The sequence below is a fragment of the Butyrivibrio sp. CB08 genome (genome assembly GCF_003625485.1).
Taxonomy (GTDB): Bacteria; Bacillota; Clostridia; order Lachnospirales; family Lachnospiraceae; genus Butyrivibrio.
The window spans coordinates 426,015-444,837 of record NZ_RAIR01000001.1 but is presented as its reverse complement, the minus strand read 5'-3'; the positions used below and the strand labels follow the sequence as shown (position 1 = coordinate 444,837).

Below are 18,823 nucleotides of genomic sequence, written 5' to 3'. Positions count from 1 at the left end.
GTGTAGCTAGATACGCTACATCCTTTTTTAGACTATACAGTTCTGTATACTGTAAGTCAATAAAAACTTGGATTTTTAATTTGTGGTGTAGTAATATCTTTAGCATAACAAATCGATAAATCGGGATTTGTAGGAATATTCATTTCTCTTATAAACAGGCACCGAGGTGCGAGGAGGTAAATAACATGGATATGAAGCAGGCAATGAAAGAACGTCATATGGTTCGAAAGTACACTGATGAACCTATTCCGGAGGATATCGTAGAAAAGTTGAATCATCGGGTAAGAGAGAATAATGAGCAGTATGGACTATCTATCAAATTGATGACCAATGATGATAGTGCTGTTCCCGGTGTGATCAAACTGATCCTCGCTAAGGGGGTCAACAATTTCTTTATCATGGCCGGGCCTGATGGTGCAGATGAACTGTGTGGATACTGTGGAGCTGATCTGATGCTTTACGCACAGACGCTGGGACTGAATACATGGTGGGTCGGAGGAACCTATAACCGAAAAGGAGCACAGGAAAAAATCGAAGGTGCAAAGCCCGTAGGAATCATCGCTGTTGGTTATGGCCAGACACAAGGTGTTCCACATAAGACAAAGACAGCAGAACAGGTCAGTTCATACGACGGAGAAGCACCACAGTGGTTTAAGAGCGGCATTGAAGCAGCACTCTTGGCACCTACCGCACTGGCAAAACAGGCATTCACCATCAAAGGTAAAGGAAATAAGGTATCTATCTCCTGCGATAACGGCATCTTTACCGGTGTGGATACAGGTCTTGTGAAATACCACTTTGAGCTGGGAGCGGAAAAAGACAGCTTTGAATGGGTATGATTCCTAAGGTTGAGCATTACAGAAGTGTTTTTCTGGCTGAAAAATAAAAGCTGATAACTTCCAGTTTACACAAATAACCACTATCCCATAATGAGATAGTGGTTTTGTTTATTAATCTGAAAGTCTGCCAGAATGAGGCTTTGAAAAAATTAAGTATTATTCACCCAAATAATCTCTTGCATTGAATTTTTCGCCGGTTTCCTGTTCCTCATCTATAATTCCTGGAACAAGTTCTGTTACATAAGTCTCTCCTGATGTTGGTTCTACATAATAGAATGTCTGCGCTCCTGTGTAAGAGCGATACAACACGACTATTTTTCCATCAGCATTTGTCGAAACATCCCAATACTCTGAATATCCTTCAGAATTTATTTCTCCATCGATACCAGAACCGATAGCTTTATTGTAGTTTATAACAGCAGCATATGCCTGATCTTCTGTAATAACATCAGGCTGAGCTGGTGTCTCCTGCTGTGACTCTGTCTCAGTACTCATCGGCTCAAACAATGAAGTGGTCTCTGTTGTGTTCTTCTTACCACATGCTGACATAAGAGTAGCTACACATAATAATACCGGTACAATTACATTTCTCTTTTTCATAATTTCCTCGCAGAATTTCTCATTACGGCTCGTTTCCTGTTTCTCCTTCTGACTGAGATGAGGATTCTTCTTTTTCAGTTCCTTCGGAGTTTCCCTCATCTTCTTTCTGTTCGGATTCTTCCTCTTTTCCGGACTCTTCTTCCTCTTTTTGGGATTCTTCCTCAGCTTTCTTTTTTTCTTCCTCTTCCTTCTTCTTTCGCTCTTCCTCTTCCTTTTTCTTTTTCTCTTCCTCTTCCTTCTTCTTTTGCTCTTCCTCTTCGGCTTTCTTTTCCTCTTCTTCCTCTTTTAGTTTTTCTTCCTCTTCCTTCTTCTTTCGCTCTTCCTCTTCTTTTTTCTTTCGCTCTTCCTCTTCCTTCTTCTTTTTCTCTTCTTCCTCTTTCTTTTTCTTTTCTTCTTCCTCTTTAAGCTTCTCTTCCTCTTCAGCTTTTAGTCTCTCTTCCTCTTCTTTTAAGCGCAGTTCCTCTTCCGTTTCCTCACTGTTTAGAGTGTCGGCCTCTGATACAGTCTCGTTTCCCATCATCATATCCATGAGATCCTTAAGCTTCTCTTCATCGATTCCTGAATCTTCGCCCATGGTAACCTTCATCCTGTTTGGATCAGGCTTAATATACTTAACTACATATTTTCCGTCATCAGATATTCCTGGCACAGGATGCTCTACTATATACCTGAATATAGCCTCGCATCCTTTTCCGGAATAATGAAGCCCGTCACCGCCGTTATACTCAGATTTGACCTGTCCGTCAGATCCTTTGAGGATTTCAGCGATATCGAGATAGAAAATATGTTTTTCTTTTGCTGTTTCCAATAGAAAATTATTGTATTTATCTATCCATGCGTTCTGAACACTGTTTTTATAGATTCCGTTATCATCGACAGGACCTATCGCCACAAGGACAACATTGGAATTGGGCGCCATCTCGATAACACTGTCTATAAGAGAAATAAATGTTTTCTGATAATGTGACTCGCTGGGATCATTGATTCCGTTTACTCCCAGAAGAATATAGATGACCGGAGCCTGATGAGACGAAAGATACGTTTTTAGAGTATATTCTTTACCCGCATTATTAATAAACTTATTGGATGCAAATGCCGGATGCGATATGCCAATCTGCGCAAGAGCCGCATCATCGTTAAAAAAGCCGTAGTTAACCATAGCTACAGTTCTGGAATCGCCAAGGAAGACGCATCTGTTAAGGTATCCATCCTTAGCGCCTTCTTTCTTTGCAAGTACAGTTGTATCCGGGGTTGATTCAGCCTTCATCCCTTCAGTTGCCGTCTCAATTACGGGCATATCCTCATCACCAGCCGCTGTTTCCTCACTTACAACCTGACTATCACTGCCGTCCTCACCCCCAGCTCTGTCCATAGCCCCCTTCTTGATCGCCATGAACAGAATGATTGCAAATGTAACCGCGAAAATTACTGATGAGATAATGATGATCTCTCTTGTACCAAGTTCCTTAAATATCTTCTTCATCCGGATCCTATTCTCCTAAATTAAATCATCGGTGATTTAAATAGATTATACCATTCTCTCAAATACTATCTCACCTTCTCCAGAAAGATCCTCTCTGTATACATAACCAAGCCTGTCGAATCGCTTTATCTGCTCTGGATCTTCAATCTGGTTTTCAGCCATGAATCGTACCATCTCTCCTCTGGCCATCTTGGCATAAGTGCCCTTGGTGACAAGCTTTCCTTTTACCATCTCTCCAAATGTGACTGTTATGTACTTGTCATCAGTTTTAAGATATTTCTCTATGCATTTTGAATACTCTTTTGAAGCAAGATTGATTATAACATGAGAATCATCAATTACTTCCTGATAGAGTCTGGATCCCCACAGTTCATACAGATCCTGTTTTCCATCAATACTGGCTTTTGCCTGCATCTCAAGCCTATAGGGAGTTACGCCGTCCATGGGCTTTAACACTCCGTAGAATCCTGACAGAATACGGAGATGTTCCTGGACATAGTCAAAAGAGCTGTCCTCAAACACAGCTGGTGCCATGTACCTGTAAGCTATTCCCTCATATGAAAGGATCGCAGGGGTCAGATTCTTCCTAAGATCCATCTCATTTAAGCGCCGAAAGTTCTGCTCAGCAATTTTGTCGTTACATCCCCAGAGCTTTTGAAGGTAGTCATGAGACTGCGCTTTAAGCCATTTCAGTATTCCTTCAGTCTGATCAAGAAATACAGGAAGTCCATCATACTCAAGGGTATCCGTATCGGTATTCATTTTCTTTGCTGGTGATAATATGATCTTCAATTTATGTTTTACCTCTATTATGCATATACTATTTTACCATCTGGTATTAGCTCATTAACAAATTTTATATTTATTTTTCGCAATTATAAGAATTGTATAAACGTCTTATCGTTTACACATCACTCTCCTTATTCTATAATTAGATAAGTGATTATTAATACACTTATTTTTTGCCGTGTTGTAATTTCATTCGTATAAAAGAATAACCAAGTTGAATAATCCCAAATATAAGGAGGAACGATATGGCACCAAATAACAAGAAGAATCTGATTGAGAACACTGAGGGTATCCTTAACGCTGATGAGCTTGAAAATGTTACTGGCGGAAGTCAGGCTGCTCTTGCTAACAATGCAGCTCTTGCCAACAACGCTGCTCTCGCAAATAACGCAAAGAAGGGCGGTGTCGCAAACAACGCAGCTCTTGCTAATAATGCAAAAAAAGGTCGTATGGCCAGCACCAAAAATACTGGAACCCTTGCAAGATATTAAGTGCTTCCAGTAACAGATAACGTACTACATAAAAACTGATGATAAAGACCTTCTATGATGACCAGTCACATGAGGGTCTTTTTTCAGCGTTTGCTCTTTCATGATCGGAGAAGTCTAATGAAGAAAAGGCTGATTGTCGCTTTAGGGCTTATAATTCCTGCAACACTCCTATTTGGCTGCGGAAATAACGCTTCGAAAGAAGAAAGCTCTTTTACCCAAAAACAAATAACAGTTTATGACACAGGAAGCACTGAAAAATCAGAGCTTACCTGTGTATTTAAAGATGCCACGCCAAATATCCCCTATGTCAGCCTGGAACAATATCTGGACCTGGTCTACGGAGGAGATTCTGATTATTCCCTGACAGGAAAGGGCAATCATTTTGTAGTCACAGGGAAAAATAAAAACACCGGAAAGACCGGAAGCAAACTTAAGGTAGACACAAAAAAGGAAACCCTGACTTTTGAAAAATACGAGGACTTCGTAGTCGGCAAAAAAGACGAGACCATGGTTGATTACGTGGATACTATTCTTGTATCTCAAAAAGGAGATCCAAAAGTAACCTATGACCTCTCCCGCTACGAAATGGATATCTGCACTCAGGATGGACAGGTATTTCTCCCTCTTTCCACCTGGTCAGATATTCTTGATCAGAGCTTAACCTATGCAGACTATATCGATGGATCGATCTATCTGATCAGAAGTGGTTCCTCCTCTGATGAGGCACACGAAATGCTGCAAAAAGAGGAAGCGTACTATGACACTCTGACCAGAGAGGCAGATGTAGCATCCCACGCATATCATGAACTGTGCTTTTCACTTGAAAACCTTTATGGAAGGCCGCCGCGAGCACATTCTCAGGAATTCGTGGACAGTCTTAAAGCCATTGGTCTTGATAAAACTCTTGAAAAAGGTGGAACCATGGAAGGGATAGATCTTAAGAAAATGAAGAACTATCTTACTTCCACTAATAAAGCAGAATTTGTCAATGGACTTACCATGCTGGACTGTCTGTTGTTTGATGGCGGGCATACTTTTGTCAGCAGTCCTTTTTTGTTCACATTGCTATACAATGATGATTCTGCGTTAAGCAATGCTTATCGAGAACTCCTTAATGAGGATCCATCTGCCAAAGACACAGTTAATGATCTTATATCTTTGTGGGAAATCGGCACGGTCAAAAATGCTAATCTGTATAATCAGCGCATGGAAGGATTTGGCATTCCATCAAAGATTTGGACAAATGAGTACGAAGAAGAAGTCGCTTCTATTTATCTTTTTGACAATACAGCCATCTTTCAGTTTGACAGCTTTACGGATGATGTTGTCCGCATGAGCTCCGGAGAAAAGCCTTTCCTGGATGCATTAAAATATGCTAAAGAAAATGGCTGTGACAACTTCGTTATAGACCTTTCTATAAACGGAGGCGGAAGCGATCAGGTAATGGGATATATCCTCACTATGATCTGTGGGGAAGATGTGTACGCTTACAACTATGACGTGAATACGGGCAGTCGTATGAAAAGAGTTTTTCATGCGGATAAAAATCCGGATGGCACCATTGACGATATGGATGCTGAGACGAAATTCGATTTTAACTACGCATTCATGATATCAGGATATACATATTCCAGCGGAAACTACGCTGCGGTTCTTGCAAAAGAACACGGCATTCCAATGCTTGGTGAAACTTCCGGAGGCGGTGGATGCTATGTAAACTCGCTGGTACTGCCTGATGAATTTAACTCCTACCAGCTCTCTTCATCTCTCACCATGACAGATTCAAAATATAAGGGCGTTGATGGAGGCGCAGAACCAGACTATCCAATGAGCGTAGTTCCGGGTGATGGATCTGGTAATCCATCCCTCTATGATCCAAAGCAAATCGTTTCTATCGTAAACAATCACTATCTTTCCAAACCCTGACGGGTCGGTTATAATATGCAGGTGTGACATCAGGTCGCAAGATATATTACCAAGAGGTTACTATGAAGATTCAATGCGATTATTGTGGGAACACCTACGAGGATACCCAGGAGAAATGTCCCTCCTGCGGAGCACCGAATCCTTCCCACCAAAATACTGGTAAACCCAAAACTATAGAAGAACTCAAGGACTGGTATAAAAAGAGAAATCTCCCGGCTCCGGAAGTTACCAGATTCTTTATTGGACAGGACTACAAAAAACCCAAGGCCTTCGGTATCTACAAGGATGAATCAACTGGAGATTTCATCGTCTACAAGAACAAGGCTGATGGTACAAGGGCTGTAAGATATCAGGGCAAGGATGAACAGTACGCTGTCAATGAGCTGTACCAGAGACTCAAGGATGAGATTGTACATCAGAAGCACTTAAACAGCGAGAAAAAAAGCGGCACCAGAAGTTCAGGCAAAGGCAGAAAGAAACAGAGTAAGCTTTCACTTTTAATTAGCGAATTTTTCTTCTGGTTCTGGATCATTGCATTTATCGCAGCTTTTGTTGGTTCACTTATAATAGTTCCCATCAAGAACAGACATAACGGTTACTACCAGTACGACTCTGCTATCCTCTACAACTATCAGGGTGACTGGTTCTACTGGGATGACAACGAATGGGAAAGATATGGTTACTTTGACGACACCACTATCCCAACCGCTATTGAGTCCAACTACGACGAATACTACATGTCCAAGGACTGGAATAATTCTTACTACGTTGGGGACTGGGACGATTCATCTTACTATGATTACTACCACTCCACCAGCGATTCAGACAGCGACTCAGATTATGATTGGGGCTCTGACGACAGCTGGGATTCAGGGGGAACAGACTGGGATTCTGACTGGTAATTTCATCCAGCAGGCCAAAATACTCACTAAAACAAAAAGGAATGACGCTTACTGCGCCATTCCTTTTAATTTTCTTAAAACTCACATCTTAATAAGTTCATAATCCCTTGTTCCAAGGCCAATCTTCTCGCCATGCTCCAAGGTCTCTTTCCACTTAACATTTGGATTGGAATCCAGGAAGTGGTCGTGGTGATGATGCCATCCTTCTTGAGAGAGGTGATCACCAAGCTGACTGTTCTTAACAGGTTCTGCAGCAAGACACAGATCTGCACAGGCCTGATCAAGAGCCACAGGGTCAAAGGATGCCAGCATTCCGATATTTGGAAGGATCGGAGCATCGTTCTCACCGTGACAGTCACAGTTAGGTGATACGTCCATGATAAGACTGATATGGAAGCAAGGCTTGCCATCGCAGATAGCAGCTGTATACTCAGCCATCTTGCAGCAAAGAGCCTCTGTTGCGCTGTCGTCCTGAGCGCTTATAGCATCAAAAGCACATGCTCCGATACAGCGTCCACAGCCCTTACACAGATCCTGGTTGATAAATGCCTTACCTGTGTCGTAGGAAATAGCATCAGATCCGCACTCCCTTGCACAAATATGGCAATTCTTACAAAGCTCAGGGTCAACAACAGGCTTACCATCATTGTGCTGCTGCATCTTGCCAGCACGGCTTCCACCGCCCATTCCGATGTTCTTGATAGCACCACCAAAGCCAGTCATCTCGTGTCCCTTGAAGTGAGAAAGTGAGATGATGATATCCGCGTCGTAGAGAGCTCTTCCAATCTGAGCTTCCTTACAGTACTCTCCGCCAGGAACCGGAACAACAGCTTCATCTGTGCCCTTAAGTCCATCAGCAATGATGATATAGCATCCAGTTGTCACGCTGTTAAAGCCGTTAACTTCTGCATTATAAAGGTGATCTACTGCGTTCTTGCGGCTGCCCGGATACAGTGTGTTACAGTCTGTAAGGAATGGCTTACCGCCAAGTTCCTTGATAACATCAGCCACAGCCTTAACATAACCAGGACGCAGATATGACATGTTGCCAAGCTCACCAAAATGCATCTTGATAGCAACAAACTTGCCCTCAAAATCGATATCCCCGATACCAGCTTTCCTGATCAGCTTCTGAAGTTTAGCTGTCTGAGGAACATCTAACTTCGTCCTAAAATCGGTAAAAAATACTTTCGCCTTCTCCATAAGAATCACCCCATACCTTTCGAGCCATAAACATCACTACTATTATTTATTATAACTCTCAAGAAGCTCAATTCTGCATTTTAATTTGTCATGAAGTGATAAATAAATATATCTTCCGCTTCCATCGCCGTAGTTACCAACCTGCTCAACAACAGCGCCAAACTCGGCCTTAAGCTGCTCAATAACAGGGTCAGCATCGTCTACGTTAAATGCGATGTGATGTATTCCCTCTCCGTACTTATCAAGGTGATCTCTCCATACTGAAGGAGCCTTGTTGGGCTCAATAAGCTCAAGCTGTACTCCTGGTGTCATATCAAAGAAAGCGAGCTTGCATCCTGCCTCTGGAGCTGGATTTCCAAATACTGTAGTCTGAGTGATCTCATATTCTCCGCCTGGCTGAGTCTCAGGAGCTACGCAGTCAAACAAAAGGCTGTACTGCTTCTTGGTCTCCTCGATATCGTGTACCACAAATCCAACCTGGGCAAACTTTGCGCTCTGTAAAATAGCTTTTAAACTCATTTCTGATTCTCCTTTATCTCTTTTTGTAAGTCGGCAATAATGCCTGTATAATCACCATCCACCTTAATGTTCAGTTCTGTCTTTAAGGCGTCAAAGGTATCAAAAAACATGTAGCTCTGTCCAGGGTAGTAGCCGATGTGATACTCTGCTTCAGCTCCTGTAACTTCCTTGATGGTAGCTCTTGCCTCCTCTTCGTCAGGAACAAGAAATGCCATGTGCTGGAAGCCCTCTCCGTGCTTTTCAAGATATGTCTTCCATGGGCTTGGCTCATCTCCAGGCTGCACGATCTCAAGTACCAGATTATCAAGCTTAATAACACTGATCCTGCAGTTCTGATAGAGCTCAGGCTTACCATTTGTAAGTGTGGGTGCTACGTCAGGTCCTGGAATATTCCAGATATCAGGTCTCTCAGTTAGCCCCAAAAGCTTTGACCAGTTATCAATTGTTTTTTCTATATCCTTTACAACAAAAGCGATGTGAACAACGCTCTTTGTTCCTATTGCCATCTTTAATTCCTCCTTGTTCCAAGCCTCAAACTGGCATTGGATTTCCCTTATAGTCTATGAACCAGTTCTTAGAAGAATCCACTTTGGTCTTACCCTCAACCAGATCCCTGAATCCATATGCTGAATCAATTGGCTCCATATTGGCTGTGGTCCTGCCCATCTCAGTGTTCATTCTTCCAGGGTGAACTGCTATGAGATCAACGTCAGTATTGCCCTGCTCTGCCAGAGTAAGTCTTAGAACCTGCACAAATTTGTTGGCTGCAGTCTTTGATACGCTGTACGCCGGGAAAAGAGTTCCTGCCAAAGTAAAGCTTCCTCCCTCAGAGGTAACAGCAAAGAACCTGCTGCCCTTTGCCATAACAGGAAGAAGTGACCTGAAAGCCAGCAAAAGTCCCAGGGCATTAACATCCATATGAGCCCTTATGGACTCAAGTGGCTGCTCCAATAGATTCTTTTCCCTGTCATCATTTAAAAGAATCCCTGCTACATCAATAACCGCATCCAGTTCGCCGTACTTCTCCTTTAGCCTGTCTGCTGCCTTAAGAAGCTGAGTTTCGTCAGTGACATCCATCTGCAGTCTTAATATATCGTCGTCTGTATCCCCACTATAGCCTTCAAGGTTGTAGTAGCCTGCTGCCACATCGTGGCCGCCTTCCTTAAGAACTCCCGGAAGCAGTGCTCCAAGCCCCTTGTCAGCTCCTATTACTAATACCTTCATACAATTCCTCTTCCCGTGTTATTTAATATCACGCTCCGCCATTATCTCTTTTACGAAGCGAAGACTGTTCTCATACTCTTCATCAGTATTTAAATGCTCAATGATCATAGGCATATCAGGATCGCACTTATGAGCCAGAGACATGTACTTGCCAATGTCCAGAGTTCCTTCTCCGCAGGCCACTTCCTGAAGCTGGAAGGTAAGTTCGTCCCGAAGCCTTATGTCCTTTAAGTGACAGCTCTTAACGTAGCCTCCCATCTTATCGAAGACCTCATCAAGGAAGTCTCCGGAAAAGAAATATCTCTCCGGGCAGTTGATCATGTTAACCACGTCCAGATGACAGGAAAACTCTTCTCTGTCCACCTGCTCGATCATCTTCACATACTCATCAGGTCCTGTCGGATACATCCAGGGCATAGCCTCGATGCTATAGGTGGTGCGCTTTGGCTTAACCGTATCAATAAGATCCTGAATGTAAGCTACGATTTTTTCCCAGGCTTCCTTCCCATAATTCTGCGCATATCCGCCGTCCCATATAGGACCGCCCCAGGTTCCAGCAACGTTAACAGCGCAATCGGCTTCGATCTCATCTGCAAGGCGAAGCTGAGCAAGAGCTCTCTGACGAGCCTGCTGCCTCTCCGTCTTATCAATGGCAAAGACATTTTTCCAAATGCCTACCTCTGCTATCCGAAGATCGCACCTCTTTGCTTCCTGTACATAATCCGCAATAAGACTGTCAGGAGCGGTATAGTCCACAGGAAAAACAACAGACCTGCATCCAAGGGCAGACATCTTATCAGCCCACTCCCTGGGAGTATCATGTTTTAGTGAAGTTGAAATACCTATCCTCATCCGGCATTCTCCTAAATCAAAATAGTTGTTGAAAGTTCTACGACATCACCTGTTTCTGCTGATTTCATAACGCTGGTCATAATATCAAGAACGTGAAGCGCAAGCTTGCCACTTGCTACAGGCTCACGGCCTTCTGTAATAGCAAGAGCCAGGTCATGAACTCCAATGCCCCTTACATATTCACCAACGTTCTGGAACATCTCTGGAAGTTCATAGATATCGTCTTCGTGGTCGCTTACACCGCCATAGCACTTTGCAAGTCCCTGCTGCCTTCTATAGATCTTTGGCGTTCCTCCATGCATATTTGGATCAGGAACAAATAAAGTTCCTTCTGTTCCATAGATCTCAAACATTGGCATCTGCGTCTTAAACACATCAAAGCTGAAGTTCATGTTCGCCATAAACCCGCTCTTAAAGCTGACCAGAATAGAATATGTGGTAAGCACATCTACATCAAAGCTCTCGCCGGCCCTTTCTCCCACATAGACATTTCTTTTTTCAAAGCCCTTAAGACCAACAGCTCTTACAGAAGATACCGGGCCAAACATAGAAACCAGCGTTGTAAAATAGTAGCCTCCCATATCGTAGATAGGACCTCCCCCTTTCTTATAAAAGGGTTCTGGTCTTGGGTGCCATGTTTCCACACCGCCGCTTAGCATGTTGGTTATGGCATACATAGGCTTTCCTATCCAGCCATCTTCTAGTACCTTCCTGCAGGTTGAGAGGCTGCTCCCCATAAAGGAGTCAGGGGCACAGGCAAACTTAAGGCCTTTACTCTCAGCAAGGTCCAGTACCTTTTTCCCATCCTCCATGGTCAGAGCCAGAGGCTTTTCGCAAAAGATATGCTTCCCAGCCTCCAGGGCCTTTAAGCTTACCTCTGTGTGAAAAGCTGGAGGCGTCAGATTTACTACCATCTCTATTTCAGGTATATCCAGTAGTTCATCTACAGAAAGAGCCTGGGAGATCTCGTACTTTTTAGCACACTCTTTTGCAGCCTCCAGATTCACATCAGCTACTGCCACTATCTCAAGATCCTTATAAAGGCGCTTTATATCTCTGATATATGTGTTTGAAATTACGCCGCAGCCTATGATACCTATCTTCATATTCATTACCCAATCTCCGTCTCATTGAACTTAAAGACCTTGAAAAGTACCAGTATTATCACCATGGCTACAAGGAGCATGATCCAGGCCTGAGCAGAAGCATAGCCCATCTTAAAGAATGAGAATGCATTCTGGTACAGATACAGTGAATAGAACATGGTGGCGTTACTGGGTCCGCCCTCAGTCATGATATAGGGCTCAGCAAACCACTGGAACACACCGATGATCAGGGTTGTTACGTTATAAAGAATAGTTGGTCTGATCAGTGGTACTGAAATATGTAGTGACTGCTTCCAGAAGCCTGCTCCATCAATAGCTGCTGCATCGTAGAGACTCTCTGGAACATCCTGAAGTCCTGCCAGATAAATGATAATGGCATTACCACAGGTCCAGATCATCATCAGGATAAATGCAGGCTTAGCCCATGTCGGTGATGAAAGCCATCCTGGTCCCGGAATATGAAGATATCCAAGAACAGTATTTACAATACCTGAATCAGGCTGCATAACCCATATCCATAACAGGCAGGCAACAACAGTAGGTACAAGGGTCGGGATAAAGAAAACAACCCTCATCCAGTCTGTTCCGCGAAGCTTCTTGTTGTTTAGAAGAAGTGATACTAAAACTGCTGTAAATGTAGTAACCGGAACACCAATTCCTATCATGTACACGGTATTCTGACATGCCTTTATAAATGTCTTATCCTTAAACAGATTGACGTAGTTGTTAAAGCCAATAAATGTAGGCTTTCCTATTACGTTGTAATTACACAGCGAATAGTAAAAAGAGCTGATGATGGGATAAAGGGTAAACACCAGAAATCCTATTATCCATGGAAGCACAAACAAAAGGCCATGAAGCGCTTCTTTCTTTCGCTGCGTAGAATGAATGTATTCACCAAATAGCTTTTCTTTTAATCCTGTCATAGTAAACTCCCCACTTCCTTAATCCCAAACTTAGCCTTTGATACCGCTCATGGTAATTCCCTGAATGAAGTACTTCTGAAGAACGAAGAACAGGATCAGTACAGGAAGAACCATCACAACTCCAAGGGCAAGCAGAAGCTCCCAGTTAGGATTTAAGTTGGAGCGCAGCATGGATGCTGCCAGTGAAAGTGTGTAGAGCCTGTCGCTTCCAAGGAATACCAATGGACCAAGGAAATCTTTCCAGGAATTCATAAAGGACATGATGGCCACTGTCGCAAGAACAGGTTTTGATATTGGCATCATGAGCTTAAGGAAGATAGTAAACTCCCCTGCTCCGTCGATCCTTGCGGACTCCGTCAGCTCTTTTGGTATACCTACAAGGAACTGCCTCATAAGGAAAATGAAGAAGGCATTTCCAAAGAATCCCGGGAGTGTCAGTGGAACGAAGGTTCCAATGAGTCCGGCCTTGGTGTACATAAGGTAAAGCGGAATAAGTGTTACCTGATAGGGCAGGATCATGGTGGCTATTACGATCATGAATATCTTATCCCTGCCTGGCCAGCGAAGTCTGCTAAAGCCATAAGCTACAAGAGAATTTGATATAAGTGCTCCCACCATGTTAAGCACTACGATAATGACCGTATTCCTTAAATACCTGAAGAAAGGAATCTTGGTAAATACCTGCTCATAGTTTTCTAAAGTGATGTGCTTTGGAAACCACCTAAATGGCACCGAAAAAAGTTCACTTGATGTTTTAAATGATCCTGTAAGGAGGAAGAAAAACGGTAAAAGAAATCCCATTGCAAATAGGAGCAAAAAGAGATAAATAACACCTTTTTGCAGCATGACACCGATTTTATACCCCCGCAGTTCCTTTCCCATTTTTTACTCCTCCAAACAAAACATAATTTTTAGTTCAAATTACTTAGAATCCATAGCAGCCTGCATCTGCTCTTCAAGGGTCTTAAGCTCAGTCTCAGGATCCAGTGATGTGTTATAGATAAGGTTTTCACGAAGAGTCTGGAACTGAGTTGAAAGCTCTGCAGATACTGAGCAAAGAGCTGGGATACCATTAAGAGGTGATCCTGCGATCTCACGCTCCATAGCGTACATAGCATCGCCTTCCTTGGTAAGTGTTACATCATCAAAGGCTGCATCGATAACAGGGATTGATCTCCACTGGCAGAAGTTGTCATCGTTAACTGTTCCCTGCTCACAGAACTTAACATAAAGAGCTGCAAGAGCTGCCTTGTCAGGGTCTGTTCCATTAGGAATTGCAAATACGTTGCATCCAAAGGTTGAGCTGTTTGCTCTTCCGTAATCAGGTACAGGAACAGGAACTGCTGTGTACTCAACATCAGGAGCATAAGCCTTAAGAGCGCCTGTGAACCAGTTACCTGTGATTGTCATACCAACCTTACCTGTCATGAAAGGATGATCAGGTGAGAACATTCCGCCAAGTCCTGATGAGAAAGCGTTGATCTTCTCAGGGTCATACTTGGAAGCATAGCTCTGGATCCACTTCATGTAGTTGACCATGTTCTCGCTTGTAAGGTCGATCTTGTTCTCTGACTGGATATAAGGATCTGCGCCAAAGAAGAAAGGAACTACGAATGCATCGTTACCGGAATCAAGCCATGGGATAAGTCCCATCCTGCTGTAATTGCTGCCATCAGCTACTGTCATTGCATCTGCCCAAGCATCAAGCTCATCAAGAGTCTTAGGTGGGTTATTAACATCAAGGCCGCACTCTTTTGCAATGTCAGGTCTGAAGTAAAGCATGATAACGTTAGTATCCTGTGGGATCAGATAGCACTGATTGTTGTAGTACATAACGTCCTTACATCCATCGTAGAAAGAATCTACATCAAGCTCGATCTGCTTAAGAACATCATCAAGAGCCATGAATGAACCTTCAGCAACATACTGATATGCACTTGTTGGGTTATCTGTGATCAGAAGATCTGGAGCTGTTCCACCAGCTATAGCTGAAAGGAGCTTACCATTGTTGATACCTGCTCCATCAGGAACGTACTGAACTTCACATGTGATTCCAAGATCCTTGTAAGCTTCGTTGAAAGCATCTACTCTCTCCTGCTCCCATGTAGCAGAGTCGCCTGTAAATGCTGACCAGTATGAAAATGATCCTGAAAGACCAATATCAGTTACTTCTACTTCGATCTGTCTGTCGCCCATGGCAACAGTCTTCTTGGATGTGTTGCTCTCGGTGGTCTCAACTGAAACTGTTGTAGCCTGCTGAGCTTCACCTGAAGCTGAACCATTATCAGCTGCCGGAGCTGGTGCTGCAGCTTCCTGTCCGCATGCTGCAAGAGACGCAGCCACCATAAGACCAGCTGTCAAAACTGATAATCTGCGTGTAATCTGTTTCTTCATCATCTAACAACCTCCCATACATTTTTTACTTTTTTCGCCACGTGCACTTGGGACGTCTCCCTTGTGCACTACCTCGTTTACAAGATTATCCTAATTCCGCCCCGCAAAAACTTCTCATAATATTTTGCGTTCAATATTTCATTTTTTGCCGTCTTTTTGTGCGATTAAGATATTACTATAGACATTTTGAAGTAGTTTTTGGTAAACTTGCCCTAGATATGAAAGAATTAAAGAGCAAATTAAGATTAGTCTTATTGCTTTTATGACAAAATTGGAGGGGGACTATGTTTCAGCCTAATCAGAACCGGGAGATCATCAATTATACAGACTTTAAGGACGTTGGAGTATCCTACGAAAGCTCGCCATGCACTTTCCCGCCACACTGGCATCTGTCGGCGGAATTTGTCCTGGCAAGAAAGGATGACTGCAACTATGAGATAAATGGTAAAAACTATACCTTAAACGAGGGGGATATCCTTCTGGTATGGCCTGCTGAAGTGCATGAAGTTGTTAAGACGCCGCAAAATGCTTCCCTTATCCTGCAGTTCTCATCAGAGCTCATAACAACCCACAAGGACATAGATCTTATTTCCAACAGATTAAGGAGTATCCACCTTATAAGGCGTGACAACAGCACCCTCTACAGAAATCTGTACGAGAACATGACTTCCTGTTATAACATTTATCATTCAGGGGAACTATTTATAGAGACACAGATAAAACTTAAGATTGTAGACATGCTGTATCAGATAGCGGTATTTGCCATCTCACAGCAGATTTCTGACAGCGCTCTTATGGGCAATTCCAGCGACACCTACAACAAGGTGCAGCAGGCATGCTCCTACATAATCGAGAACTGCACCAAGCCCATAACGCAACAAGAAGTAGCAGATTATGTGAACTTCTCAACCTACTACTTCTCGAGGATTTTTAAAGAATATACAGATGAAAGCTTCAACGTATTCCTAACAAGGCATCGCCTGGAACACGCAGTAAGGCTCCTTACTTCTGACAATATATCAATTACTGATGTCGCCTTTTTATCAGGCTTCCAGAGCATTTCAAACTTTAACAAGGTCTTTTTAAAAGAGATGAAGTGCTCTCCCAAGGAGTACAGAAAGCTAAGACAGCAGAGCCAGCCCTGATCAGGTCAGCACTCTGATATCAGTAAGTGCGCACTGGTCACCGGTAAGAGCAAGATACACATCCCCATCTGTTGGAGGGATCGTTGTTGTGCTCTTCATGGTTATTCCTGCATTATAGGTCTCCATGGTGATGCGGTTCTTTCTTCTTGAGAAACGAACCTCACATTCAAAGCCCTTTTTGTTGGCTTTTTTCCAGCCATCCCAGCCCTTGAAGCTGTCATCTTTGGTGGCTGTCACTTCGTTGACCGCAATGTCGTTGTTGGTGGCATCTTCGCCGTCAAGACGCAAGCACCCATGCTCAACATAGCCCTCACCCTCTGGAAGGCCATCTTCTGATGAGAACAGGAGCATAAACGCGCAGTGCCAGATAAGGTTAGCTGTAGGAAGGGACTTGGTCCTGAACTTAACCCTCATTCCGTCAATAACAGGAACAGGCTGCGAATATCCGCTTCTGTATCCTTCTATCTGAACGTTAGGGATATCTCCTTCTATCCTGTCTATATAACTTACTTCCTCTGCTATTCTTGGGATAGTATCCTTATCAGCAGTTTCACCATTCTCTTCAACCTTGATATTCATAATGTGGCAATGCTCTCCGGTAATAGCCACATAACAGAACCTTATGGCATCAGGAAGTGCGATGATAGCATCAATCATCTTACTTCCATCAGTGATCTTTATCCTTACGTGATCCCTGAATCTTACAGTCTCTATATCGTAGTGGATAAGATTTTTCTTTTCCAGCTGCTCTTCTAAAGGAGCTATATTTACCTTCATGTTTCTGGCAGCTGTAGATACGTAATTACCATCAAGCCAGATCTCACCATACTCAAGGTACTTGATAAGTCTAATGCTCCTCTCATCCTTGTGAACACATCCGTCGTGGGCGTCGTAAACAATGAGAGCCGGAATGGATTTCTTTTCATCAAATCCCATTTCTGGCTGATAGTCAAAATGGATCTTTGAAACCTTCTCTGTGGCCTGGATTCCCTCAGAAATATGCTCCTTGTACTCAGTGAAATACATCTCGTAGGCGTGGGTTAAGTCTTCCACAATCTGGGCATTTTCCGCAAAATCCTTTTCCCTCATAAGGTACTCAGTGTCGTGGTCGATGAGACTTATCATGATCTCGCCAAATACAGGATCAAAGGCTGAACCTATTTCCTTGGCTATCTCCTCTCTTACAGTACTCTGAGGAAGAGGATCCTGAAGGTGATGCCTTGATGTCATGGAGTCGTAAGCATCCGCTACAGCTATGATCCTGGCTATCTCCGGGATATTATCTCCTACAAGTCCCTCCGGATAGCCCTTTCCATCATATCTCTCGTGATGGTATTTGGAAGCCAGAGCAAGAAGCGGAAAATCGCTGGCACCCGAAAGAATATCACTGCCCACTGTGGTGTGCGTTTTAAATATTTCAAATTCCTCAGGTGTAAGATCCGTATCCTTTTTGATTATCTCATCAGGAATTCCTATCTTTCCTACATCGTGAAGAAGTGCACAGTAATACACCTCATCACATTTCCTGTCATCAAAGCCTGCGAGCCTTGAAATCTCTTTTGCATATTCAGCAACTCTAACAGAGTGGCCATGACCATAATCGTCCCCAAGATCAACACCATTAGCAAGAGCCGTTGCTGTCTCCATTGAGAGCTTTCTCATGACAGCCTGCTCTTTCAAGATGTTGGCAATATGAGCCTTGGTGGCCATCTCCACCCTCTCATTCATGTCAACAAGGGCGAAGGCATAGATCATTACAACCATGAAAACCGCAACCATATCAACCAGGGATATGCCATAGGCAAAGAGCTGAATGATTGAAGTCAGGATACTTGCCAGTACAAACAGAAAGATTGACAGAGCGATCCTTCCCTTAAGCCTCTTCCTGTAATAGATCAGCATGCCAAACTGTATCAGGAAGATCATATACGGGAAGACAAAGCTCAGTACATAATACGGAGATCTCTGATAGGTGTTGTTCTCATCAAAGGTGTAGTAAAGGCCGGTAAACTGTGATACCACCACAAGGATCATGGCAAGAACACCTATCCCATAAGTGATCTTCAAGGCAATAGGTGTCTTCTCAAAACCGCCCTCGTTTTTGATAACATCTCCAAGGTAAACGCTGACTGTATTAAGCACAAATACCGTCATCAAAAATACCAGGAAATTACTGATCCTTACAGCATAGTATCCCTCAGTCCCGGGAACGCCATGGTATTTATAAGCTATCCTGTCAGCTTCAAGCCATATGGCAGAACCAATCTGCATAAGTATCAGAATAGTTTTTCTGCGTTTTGTCATAATGGTACTGATGATGGTAAAAAAGGCTATTATCAGGCAAACGCAAGCAAGACCAAGCATTACATCAACCTGATGTACACGAAGCAGTTCAAACATGTATAGCTTCCTTTCCTGTTTCTA

At 43.2% G+C, this 18,823-nt stretch carries 18 protein-coding genes; 5 read left to right on the top strand and 13 right to left on the bottom strand.

The genetic code is table 11. The features are described 5' to 3' along the window. Positions 1-185 precede the first annotated feature (185 nt). Entirely contained in the window at positions 186-839 is a 654-nt protein-coding gene (locus D6855_RS01970) for a nitroreductase family protein (protein WP_120737494.1), read from the top strand. Positions 840-995: 156 nt separating this feature from the next. Here the strand turns inward: D6855_RS01970 and D6855_RS01965 are convergent, their stop codons facing one another. Genes D6855_RS01965 through yaaA form a run of 3 tightly spaced genes read right to left on the bottom strand, consistent with a single transcriptional unit; the run spans position 996 to position 3,714 of the window. After that, a complete protein-coding gene (locus tag D6855_RS01965) occupies positions 996-1,439 on the bottom strand; it encodes a hypothetical protein (protein WP_120737491.1) in 444 nt (147 codons plus the stop codon). A 22-nt stretch (positions 1,440-1,461) separates the two neighbouring features. Next, positions 1,462-2,922 (bottom strand): SGNH/GDSL hydrolase family protein, encoded by a 1,461-nt coding sequence (locus D6855_RS16655; protein ID WP_158589444.1) that lies wholly within the window; start codon positions 2,920-2,922, stop codon positions 1,462-1,464. A 45-nt stretch (positions 2,923-2,967) separates the two neighbouring features. Next, on the bottom strand, positions 2,968-3,714 hold the full coding sequence (yaaA, locus tag D6855_RS01950; protein ID WP_120737489.1) for a peroxide stress protein YaaA: 747 nt from the start codon (positions 3,712-3,714) through the stop codon (positions 2,968-2,970). Between the two features lie 242 nt (positions 3,715-3,956). Between yaaA and D6855_RS01945 the strand changes: the two genes are divergently transcribed. The 3 genes from D6855_RS01945 to D6855_RS01935 all read left to right on the top strand — a co-directional run bounded on the left by D6855_RS01945 (position 3,957) and on the right by D6855_RS01935 (position 7,030). Continuing rightward, positions 3,957-4,202, top strand: a complete 246-nt coding sequence (locus D6855_RS01945; RefSeq protein ID WP_120737487.1) for a hypothetical protein — start codon at positions 3,957-3,959, stop codon at positions 4,200-4,202. Positions 4,203-4,319: 117 nt separating this feature from the next. Then, positions 4,320-6,128, top strand: a complete 1,809-nt coding sequence (locus D6855_RS01940; RefSeq protein WP_158589443.1) for a S41 family peptidase — start codon at positions 4,320-4,322, stop codon at positions 6,126-6,128. 62 nt (positions 6,129-6,190) lie between these two features. Continuing rightward, positions 6,191-7,030: a hypothetical protein gene (locus tag D6855_RS01935; protein ID WP_120737483.1), complete on the top strand. Its 840-nt coding sequence runs from the start codon at positions 6,191-6,193 to the stop codon at positions 7,028-7,030. Between the two features lie 81 nt (positions 7,031-7,111). Here the strand turns inward: D6855_RS01935 and D6855_RS01930 are convergent, their stop codons facing one another. From D6855_RS01930 to D6855_RS01890, 9 genes are read right to left on the bottom strand one after another with little or no spacing between them, the layout of a single operon-like run. Next, on the bottom strand, positions 7,112-8,233 hold the full coding sequence (locus D6855_RS01930) for a DUF362 domain-containing protein (protein ID WP_120737481.1): 1,122 nt from the start codon (positions 8,231-8,233) through the stop codon (positions 7,112-7,114). Positions 8,234-8,275: 42 nt separating this feature from the next. Then, positions 8,276-8,752, bottom strand: a complete 477-nt coding sequence (locus D6855_RS01925) for a VOC family protein (RefSeq protein WP_120737479.1) — start codon at positions 8,750-8,752, stop codon at positions 8,276-8,278. After that, entirely contained in the window at positions 8,749-9,258 is a 510-nt protein-coding gene (locus tag D6855_RS01920) for a VOC family protein (RefSeq protein ID WP_120737477.1), read from the bottom strand. Before D6855_RS01920 ends, D6855_RS01925 begins: the two co-directional genes overlap by 4 nt. 25 nt (positions 9,259-9,283) lie before the next feature. Then, positions 9,284-9,976, bottom strand: coding sequence for an SDR family NAD(P)-dependent oxidoreductase (locus D6855_RS01915; RefSeq protein WP_120737475.1), 693 nt, complete (start codon positions 9,974-9,976; stop codon positions 9,284-9,286). A gap of 18 nt (positions 9,977-9,994) precedes the next feature. Next, positions 9,995-10,828: a sugar phosphate isomerase/epimerase family protein gene (locus tag D6855_RS01910; RefSeq protein WP_120737473.1), complete on the bottom strand. Its 834-nt coding sequence runs from the start codon at positions 10,826-10,828 to the stop codon at positions 9,995-9,997. 11 nt (positions 10,829-10,839) lie between these two features. Further along, entirely contained in the window at positions 10,840-11,940 is a 1,101-nt protein-coding gene (locus D6855_RS01905; RefSeq protein WP_120737471.1) for a Gfo/Idh/MocA family protein, read from the bottom strand. Next, a complete protein-coding gene (locus D6855_RS01900) occupies positions 11,940-12,860 on the bottom strand; it encodes a carbohydrate ABC transporter permease (RefSeq protein WP_120737469.1) in 921 nt (306 codons plus the stop codon). The genes D6855_RS01905 and D6855_RS01900 overlap by 1 nt, the downstream gene beginning before the upstream one ends. Before the next feature lie 30 nt (positions 12,861-12,890). Continuing rightward, positions 12,891-13,742: a carbohydrate ABC transporter permease gene (locus tag D6855_RS01895; protein ID WP_120737467.1), complete on the bottom strand. Its 852-nt coding sequence runs from the start codon at positions 13,740-13,742 to the stop codon at positions 12,891-12,893. A gap of 39 nt (positions 13,743-13,781) precedes the next feature. Further along, a complete protein-coding gene (locus D6855_RS01890) occupies positions 13,782-15,257 on the bottom strand; it encodes an extracellular solute-binding protein (RefSeq protein WP_120737465.1) in 1,476 nt (491 codons plus the stop codon). 281 nt (positions 15,258-15,538) lie between these two features. Here D6855_RS01890 and D6855_RS01885 point away from each other — a divergent pair, with 281 nt between their 5' ends. Beyond that, positions 15,539-16,399 (top strand): AraC family transcriptional regulator, encoded by an 861-nt coding sequence (locus tag D6855_RS01885; protein ID WP_120737463.1) that lies wholly within the window; start codon positions 15,539-15,541, stop codon positions 16,397-16,399. On the opposite strand, the gene D6855_RS01880 is transcribed toward D6855_RS01885, so the two are convergent. Beyond that, the gene (locus tag D6855_RS01880) at positions 16,400-18,799 is read right to left on the bottom strand and encodes an HD domain-containing phosphohydrolase (protein ID WP_120737461.1); all 2,400 of its coding nucleotides are present in this window, start codon (positions 18,797-18,799) and stop codon (positions 16,400-16,402) included. It abuts the gene before it with no gap. Positions 18,800-18,823: the final 24 nt, after the last annotated feature.